This window comes from Actinophytocola sp., assembly GCF_035942955.1.
In the GTDB taxonomy this organism is placed as follows: Bacteria; Actinomycetota; Actinomycetes; order Mycobacteriales; family Pseudonocardiaceae; genus DASYTH01.
This window is the reverse complement of record NZ_DASZCQ010000266.1, coordinates 1-8680: the sequence shown is the minus strand read 5'-3', so window position 1 is coordinate 8680 and position 8680 is coordinate 1. Positions and strand designations below refer to the sequence as shown.

At 70.9% G+C, this 8680-nt stretch carries 5 protein-coding genes; 3 read left to right on the top strand and 2 right to left on the bottom strand.

The genetic code is table 11. The annotated features are described in order from the left end of the window. The 3 genes from VGX25_RS26980 to VGX25_RS26965 form a co-directional block, all read left to right on the top strand. Positions 1 to 1401, top strand: a 1401-nt coding sequence (locus VGX25_RS26980) for a beta-1,3-glucanase family protein (RefSeq protein ID WP_326920712.1), incomplete at its 5' end; no start/stop codon positions are given. 5 nt (positions 1402 to 1406) lie between these two features. After that, positions 1407 to 4838 (top strand): discoidin domain-containing protein, encoded by a 3432-nt coding sequence (locus VGX25_RS26970; protein ID WP_414635985.1) that lies wholly within the window; start codon positions 1407 to 1409, stop codon positions 4836 to 4838. 154 nt (positions 4839 to 4992) lie between these two features. Beyond that, positions 4993 to 6561 (top strand): PQQ-binding-like beta-propeller repeat protein, encoded by a 1569-nt coding sequence (locus tag VGX25_RS26965; RefSeq protein ID WP_326920711.1) that lies wholly within the window; start codon positions 4993 to 4995, stop codon positions 6559 to 6561. Here VGX25_RS26965 and VGX25_RS26960 read toward each other — a convergent pair. Together VGX25_RS26960 and VGX25_RS26955 are read right to left on the bottom strand one after the other, a co-directional pair. After that, complete coding sequence (locus VGX25_RS26960) at positions 6558 to 7508, bottom strand: SDR family NAD(P)-dependent oxidoreductase (RefSeq protein ID WP_326920710.1); 951 nt, start codon at positions 7506 to 7508, stop codon at positions 6558 to 6560. The genes VGX25_RS26965 and VGX25_RS26960 overlap by 4 nt on opposite strands. A gap of 14 nt (positions 7509 to 7522) precedes the next feature. After that, complete coding sequence (locus VGX25_RS26955) at positions 7523 to 8560, bottom strand: hypothetical protein (RefSeq protein ID WP_326920709.1); 1038 nt, start codon at positions 8558 to 8560, stop codon at positions 7523 to 7525. Positions 8561 to 8680: the final 120 nt, after the last annotated feature.

Below are 8680 nucleotides of genomic sequence, written 5' to 3'. Positions count from 1 at the left end.
GCCACGACGTGGACCACGGTGTACTCCACGACCACCGGCACGGGCGGCAACCAGACGCTGGCCGTCACCGGAACCGGCCGCTACGTCAGGATGCTCGGCACCGCCCGCGCCACCCCGTACGGCTACTCCCTCTGGGAGCTCCGGATCACCGGCGAGTTCGCGTCGGCGGGCTGCGCCGGCAATGTCGCGCTGAACCGGCCGGCGGCGGCCTCGTCGGCGGAGAACGCCGCCACCCCGGCGAGCGCCGCCGTCGACGGCAACACCGGGACCAGGTGGTCGAGCGCGTTCAGCGATCCGCAGTGGCTGCGCGTCGACCTCGGCACGACCACCGCGGTCTGCCAGGTGGTGCTCGACTGGGAGGCCGCCTACGCCCGCGCTTTCCAGATCCAGGTCTCCGACGACGCCACGACCTGGACCACGGTGTACTCCACGACCACCGGCACGGGCGGCAACCAGACGCTGGCCGTCACCGGAACCGGCCGCTACGTCAGGATGCTCGGCACCGCCCGCGCCACCCCGTACGGCTACTCCCTCTGGGAGTTCGGGATCTACGGCACCGGCGGGCCCGCACCGCCGCCACCGGACCAATTCTGGGGTGACACCAGCACCATTCCGCCTGCGCGGAACGTGCTCACGGTCAAGGTGCTCAACCGGACCAACGGCAGGTACCCGGACAGCCAGGTGTTCTGGAGCTTCAACGGGCAGGTCCACTCCATCGCCGAGCAGCCCTACCTGGACATGCCGGCCAACTCCGCCGGCCGGATGTACTTCTACCTCGGCGCGCCGAACGGCCAGCTCTTCGACTTCATCGAGTTCACCGTCGGGCCGGCCGTGTTCAACGGCAACACCACCCGGGTCGACGCGTTCGGGCTGAAGCTCGCGATGCGGTTGCACGCCCGCGACGGCTACGACGTGGAGGTGGGGGAGGACCGGGCCACCTTCGCCGAGGACCGCGCGGCCACCTTCGCGAAGTTCGTCGACGAGGTGCCGGCCGAGTTCGACGTGCTGGCACAGGCGCCGGGCCAGTTGCGGATCATCGCGCCGGGCAGCCACCCGAACTTCCGGGCCGGTGGCGTCAACGCCAACTACTTCACCGCGTACGCCAACTCGGTCGGGGTGACCGCGTCCACATCGGACATCTTCGGCTGCGCGGGAAGCCTGGCCGGCAACCCGAGCATGTGCGCGGCGCTCAACCGCCACACCGCCCACCTGCCGCGGTCGCAGTGGGAGGATCCGGCCGGGTACTACCGTGCCGCGCCGGCGAACTACTACGCGAAGTTCTGGCACGACCACGCCATCAACCGGTTGTCCTACGGGTTCCCGTACGACGACGTGGCCAACCAGTCCTCGTTCGTCTCGCACGGCGACCCGCAGTGGCTGCTCGTCGCGGTCGGCTGGTGATCGCCATGATCCGTCACACGTTGGTCGCGGCCCTGCTGGCCGGCGGCCTGGTCGCCCTCTCGCCGGTCCCGGTCGTGGCGGCGCCTTCCCTGATCTCCCAAGGAAAACCGGCCACCGCGTCCTCGGTGGAGAATGCCGGCACCCCGGCGTCCGCGGCCGTCGACGGCAACCAGGGCACCCGGTGGTCGAGCGCGTTCTCCGACCCGCAGTGGATCCAGGTCGACCTCGGCGGGACCGCCACGATCACCAGCGTCGTGCTCGACTGGGAAGCCGCGTACGCCACCGCGTTCCAGATCCAGGTGTCCACCGACGCCACCGCGTGGACCACCGTGCACTCCACCACCACCGGCACCGGTGGGACGCAAACCCTTGCGGTCAACGGGACCGGCCGCTACCTCCGCGTGCTCGGCACCGCAAGGGCCACCGGCTACGGCTATTCCCTGTGGGAGCTTCGGGTCTTCGGCGAGTTCCCGGCCACCGGTTGCGGCGCCGACGTCGCGCGGAACCGCCCGGCCACCGCCTCTTCCGCGCAGGGCACCAGTACCCCGGCATCGGCCGCGGTGGACGGCAACCCGGGCACCCGGTGGTCGAGCGCGTTCAGCGATCCGCAGTGGCTCCAGGTGGATCTGGGGTCCGCCACCGCGGTGTGCCAGGTCGTGCTCAGCTGGGAAGCGGCTTACGCGAGCGCTTTCCAGATCCAGCTGTCCGACAACGCGACGACCTGGACCACGATCTACTCCACCACCACCGGCACCGGTGGGACGCAAACCCTTGCGGTCAACGGAACCGGCCGGTACATCCGAATGCTCGGCACCGTCCGGGCGACCGGGTTCGGTTACTCCCTCTGGGAGTTCGGGGTCTACGGCAGCGGCGGCGGTGGTGGTCCGGCGGACCCGGTCATTTCGCGGTTCCGGCCGGTGGCGGCATCCTCGTGGGAGGGTGGAAACGCGCCCGCCGCGGCGCTCGACGGCCGGACCACCACGCGCTGGAGCAGCCTCGCCACCGATCCACAGTGGATTCAGGTCGACCTCGGCGGGACCGCCACGATCACCGGCGCCGTGCTCAACTGGGAGGCCGCCTACGCGACCGGGTATCGTATCGAGACATCCGCCGACGCGGTCACCTGGACCACGATCTACTCGACCACGACCGGCCGCGGCGGGATCGAGAACCTCGCCGTCAGCGGAACCGGCCGGTACGCCCGGCTGTTCGGCACCGCAAGGGCCACCGGCTACGGCTATTCCCTGTGGGAGCTCGAGATCCGCGGCACCGTCGACAACTCCGCGGTCACCCCGCCGATGCTGTCCGGGCCGACCCGACCGCCGGCGACCACCGGGCAGTTCGCGCTGTCCGCGCCGGCCAACGGCGCGATGATCACCGGCACCCGGCGGCCGGTGCTGTCCTGGGCGAGCGTCCCCGGCGCGGTGCGGTACCAGGTGTGGATCAACATCAGCCGCACCGACTACGACTTCGCCGCCTCCGGCAACCTGATCGACCTCTACACCAAGGTGGCCGAGCCGACCGGCACGAGCTACACGCCGACTTGGGACCTGCCCGACCGCTGGACGTACAAGTGGTTCGTGGTCGCCATGGGCCCGAACCTGACGTCGAACATCCGGACCTTCAGCGTCTACCTGCCCACCGTCGAGACGGTCGCCGACGGGATCGGAGTGATCAACGGCAGCCGGGACCTCAACCGGAACGGGAGCATCGAGCCGTACGAGGACTGGCGCCAGCCCGTCGAGAACCGGGTCAGCGACCTGCTCGGACGGATGACGTTGGCGGAGAAGGCCTACCAGATGTTCTACAACGCGCAGGCCTTTCCCCAGTCAGGCTGGCACTTCGGCCCGGCCCAGCCGCAGGACCTGCACAACTTCCTGCTCGCCTCGGCCGGGACGCGGCTGGGCATCCCGTTCGTCTCGGCGGGGGACACGATCCACGGGTACCAGACCACCTACCCCACGCAGAGTGCGCTCGCCGCCGCCCGGAACTACGCGCTGGACTACCAGCTCGGCGATCTGCAGCGCCGCGAGCAGCTGGAGGTCGGCACCCGTGGCGTGCTCGGACCGCTGGCCGAGGTCGGCACCAAGGTGCTCTACCCGCGCATTCAGGAGGGCAACGGTGAGAACGCCGAGGTGGCGGCGGCCCAGGTCCGCGCGCTGGTGGCAGGCCTGCAGGGCGGCCCGGAGCTGAACCCGAGGTCCGTGCTCGCGACCGTCAAGCACTGGCCGGGCGAGGGCGCCGGCGGCGAAGCGTTGATCGTCTACGACGCGGTGACCATCAAGTACCACCTGATCCCGTTCCGGGCGGCCATGGAGGCCGGCGCGGTCAACATCATGCCCGGCTATGCCGGCAGCTCCTACCTCGATCCCGGCGGGCCGGGGGCCGGCGACAGCGCCCCGATCCTGGCTTACCTGCGGCAGAACCTGGGCTACACCGGCCTGATCACCACCGACTGGCTGCCGTCCGGCTCGTGGGTGGGCGCGGCGAACGCCGGCTCCGACGTCATGGGCGGGGCCGACCCCGGCGCCCCCGGCTTCTCCCTTGCCGCTTTCACCGCGAACGTACCCGCCGCGCGGATCGATGACGCGGTCCGGCGGGTGCTGCGGTTGAAGTTCCAGTTAGGACTGTTCGAGAACCCCTACGGCGATCCGGTCAACGGGCCTTACCGGTTCCACACTCCGGCCTACGCCGCCCTGGCCAACCAGGCCGCACGGGAAGCCATGACACTGCTCCGCAACGACGGCACGCTCCCGCTGCGGCTCGCCCCCGGGGACAACATCGTCGTCGCCGGGCCGCGGGCCCCCGACGGCAACGCCTGTTGCGTGTGGACCAGCTTCTTCCACCAGGAATACGGCTCGCAGAGCATTCTCGACGCCATTCGGGCCCGAGCCCGGCTCGCAGGGGTGAACGTCTACCAGGACACCGGTCCGTCGCCGAGGCTGGCCGTCGTCGCCGTCGGTGAGGCGTCCTACACCCACGGCACCAACTGGGTGAAGGAGCAGCCCTACCTGCCGCCGGACCAGCGCGCGATCATCCAGAGCTTCCGCAACCAGGGAATTCCGGTCGTGGTGCTGCTCGTCCTGCCGCGTCCCTATGTGATCACCGACTGGAACGGCCTGGCGAACGCCATCGTCGTGACCTACCGCGGCGGCGAGGAGCTGGGCCCGGCCGCGGCCGCCCTGCTCTTCGGCGACTACGCCCCACGCGGCAGGCTGCCCTGGCAACTTCCGCGCAGCCTCGACCAGGTCCTGCGCCCCGGCGGCACGGACATCCCGGCCGACGCCGTGGAAAACTGGGATCTGCCGTACGACCTCGGAGCCACCGCCGCCGAACGCACCGACATCCGGGCACGGATCAATGCCGGCCAGCCGGTGCCGACCTCCTACGGGACTCCGCTCTACCCGTACGGCGCGGGCCTTCAAGGTTGGGGATGAACGGTGCGACGCCGAGGCGGCGGGCCGACGTGGCGGTAGCCATGTCATTCATTTGTCAAACAATCGAGGCTCCCGGCGAGCTTTACAGAGTTGCTTTTGCTGATGTGGGATGACGTTCGTGGTATTTCACGGAACACGAATTCCCATTGTCGCGATGGCGGCCGCCGTGCTGTCGACCTGCCTGGTCGGTAGCGCGTCGGCCACCGTCGACCAGTCCACAATAGACCATGGTCGGCCGGGGGACTGGCCGACCTGGCAGCGGGACCTCGCCGGCTCCCGGCACAACGCCGCGGAATGGCGCATCAACCCGCACACCGTCGGGCGGCTCAAGCTCAAGTGGGCGTTCGCCTACCCGCCGTCGCCGAACAAGGCGGTGCGCAGCGAGCCGGCGGTGGTCGGCGACACCATCTACTTCGGCGGTCCGGACGGCAAGTTCTACGCTCGCGACGCCCGCACCGGTGCCGAGCGCTGGACGTTCGACCTGGCCACGGTCGTGCCGGGGGACCCGCTGGTCGTGGTGTGGGACGGGCCGGCGGTCTCCGGCGGGACGGTGTACTTCGGCGACACCCGGGGCCACGTCTATGCCCTTGCGGCCGGCACCGGCCAGCTGCGGTGGGCCCGGCAGATCGACGCGCACCCGACGGCGACCGTGACCAGCTCGCCGATCGTGTACCGCGGGCGGGTCTACGTCGGGGTGTCGAGCCTGGAGAACCTCCTCGGCCGGGAGTACCCGTGCTGCACCTTCCGTGGTCACATCGACGCGCTCGACGCCGGCACCGGAGAGCTGGTGTGGCGCCACCACACGGTGCCGCAGCCGCGGGCGGTCGGCGCCTGGCCGAGCGGGGCGACCAAGTTCGAGCCGTCCGGGGTGGGGGTGTGGAGCTCGCCGGTGATCGATCCGCGCACCGACACCCTGTACATCGGGACGGGGCAGAACTACAGCGGCCGCGGCGGCGACGTCGACTCGCTGCTGGCGCTCGACGCCCGCACCGGGGCCGTGCGCTGGAGGAACCAGACGGTCAGCGCCGACACCTGGCGCATGCTGTGCAACGAACCCGACACCGAAGGCTACTGCCCGAGCCGCGACGACGGCACCGCGCTGGACTACGACATCGGCGCCACACCCAACATCTTCACCGCCGACGGTCGCACCGTGGTCGGCGTCGGCCAGAAGAACGGCGTCTACCATGCCTTCGACGCCCGCACCGGCGAGGTCGTGTGGCGCCGCCAACTCGGCGTCGCGATCCCCGGCGGCGGGCTCGGCGGCATCCAGTGGGGATCCAGCTACGACGGGCGCCGGCTGTACGCCGCCACCTACTTCGCCGGCCCGGGAACGCTGTTCGCCCTCGACCCGCGCACCGGCCGCGTGCTGTGGCGGACACCCAATCCCGCCGACGGCTGCACCACCGGTGGGGCCGCGGCACATCCGGAGATCTGCGCGCTTGCCCACGGGGCGGCCACGTCCAGCAGCCCGGGAGTGGTCTACCAGGGCAGCAACGACGGCAAGGTCCGCGCCTACTCCGCAAGAACCGGCCGGGTGCTGTGGACCTTCGACACCATCCGCGACTTCACCGGCGTCAACGGCCTCGTCGGCCGGGGCAGCGCCATCTCGGGCACCGGCGGCGGCGTCGTGATCTCACACGGGATGGTCTACGTCCAGTCCGGCTACATCCCCGAATATCCCACCCCGGGCGGCCATGTGCTCCTCGCCTTCGGCCTCTAACCCCGTTCGGTCGCGGTGGCGCCGTCGAGCTCGCCGGTGCCGTCTATGGGGATCAGGGGTAGCGGGCCGGCGAGCTCACCGGGTGCGGCGGGTAGGTACGCGAAGTTCTTCGCCCGCGCACCGCCGTCGACGACGAAGTCGCATCCGGTGATGAGCCTGGCGTAGTCCGAGCACAGCCAGGCCACGCAGTGGCCGATGTCGGTCGGCGTGCCCGTGGTGCCCATCGGCACGAGCGGTGGGCGCTCGCCCGTCCAGCGCGCGGGCCGGCGCCACGGCTCGGTTCCGTCCTCGCTGCCGATGCCGTGGCGCAAGGACGGCGGCCGGTCCAGCACGCCGCCGGGGCCCTGTGCGGCGATCAGCTCGGGGTTGTCCGGCGTTGGCGCGGTCGGCGTGAAGCTGTTGACCCGAATTCCGTAGGGCGCAAGGTCCATCGCGGCCGCCCGGACGAAGTTGTTGACGCCGCCCTTGTGGAACGCGTACGCGATCACGCCGGCCGAGCCGGACCAGCCGTTGGACGACGACACCGCGACGATCGATCCGCGGATGCCGTGCTCGGCCATGTACCGGCCGACGCACCTGGTGTTCAGGAAGTTGCCGAGCGCGGCGACCTCGACCGCGCGACGGAAGAAGTCCACGCTTTCGTCGAGCACACCCCTGCCGCCCAGCAGCGCGGCGTTGTTGACCAGGATGTCGACTCGGCCGAACGTCTCGACCACCTCGCGCACGTACCCCGCGACCCGCTCGGAGTCGGTGACGTCGCCGGGGATGGCGATCGCGGTGCCGCCGTTGCGCTCGATCCGTCGCACCGCGGTCCGCGCCGCCTCGGCGTCGACGTCGTTGCACGCGACCTTCGCGCCGTATTTCGCCAGCGCCAGCGCGATTCCGCTGCCGATGTTGGGCCCCGCCCCGGTGACGATGGCTACCTTGCCGGCGAGTGATATGTCCACTGTGTACTCCGAGGTCAACGCTGTACCGGTTGGGGTTCGCGCGACCAGCCGGCGAAGCCGAACGGCCGCACGACCATCGACATCGCCGCGTTGCGCGCGCCCGCAACGATGATCGGAATCTGGGCGGGGTCGGGGACCATCCGCATCCCGCGCTCGTCGACGTTCGCCGGCGAGCCCTCGACGCGCTTGCCGGCCCGGTCCAGGTCGGCGTGGCCGCGCACGGCGTGCTCGGACAGCCACCGCTGGACGTCGGCCTTGCCGAACCCGGCATCGGCCAGCTGCTGGGCGTGCTCGACACCGAGGATCAGCCCCGCCGAGGAGTACGGCACGATCGCCGCCCCGGTCCGCGCCACGGTGTCGCAGATGTCCCAGAGCACCTCCTCGGCGTCCATGGTGTGCCGGTTGTCGACGAACTCACAGGTACGCAACAACATCGCCGACACCGCGTCGGCGCCCGGCGGCAGACCGAGCTCGACCGACAGCGGCTCCCACGGGCTCTCCTCCTCGTTCTCGCCTATGCACAAGGAAAAGCGGCCCGGAATACCCTGGGTAGCCTGGTCGAGCTCCTGCGGCCGGATGCCGAAGACGTTGCGCACCACCAGCCCGATCGCCCGCGCAATGGTCGCGTTCGCCCGGAACCCCGGCCCCAGCACGCCTCCCGCGGAGTTGATGCCCAACTCTTGGCGGATCGGCCCGTTGACCACGATCAGCGGCGCCGGTCCGCTGGTGCTCTGCCAGCCGCCGCCGGTCACGCTGCGCTCCCGCATCAGCGCGTCCCACGCCGCGAGCACCACGGGAAAGTACTCCGGCCGGCAGCCCGCCATCACCGCGTTGACCGCGGCCTGCTCGACCGTGCACTGCCGGCCGAGGTGCGGCACCGCGGCGACGACCTCGTCGGCGGCCCGCGGTGTGGTGGCGAGGAACTCCTCGACCATCCGCGCGGTGGCGGGCACGACCGGCAGCCCGTCGGTCCACCCCTTGTCGTGGGCGTGCTCGACGGCCAGCCGCGCGTACTCCAGCCGCTCGGCGTCGCGCTCGAGGTCAGTGCTCACGCTCGCCTCCGGGAGAGGTAGGGCCATGGCCCCGCATGCCGCCTCGCCCGGGGGAGGGGTGGGGCGGCGCGCATTGTGACGTGCCGCGTCTCGCCGTCAAGGGCGCCTTCGGCGTCGGCG

Excerpts from the sequence above, each read along its gene's own strand:
- VGX25_RS26970 (WP_414635985.1), top strand. The coding sequence starts at position 1,407 with ATGATCCGTCACACGTTGGTCGCGGCCCTGCTGGCCGGCGGCCTGGTC.
- VGX25_RS26965 (WP_326920711.1), top strand. The coding sequence starts at position 4,993 with ATGGCGGCCGCCGTGCTGTCGACCTGCCTGGTCGGTAGCGCGTCGGCC.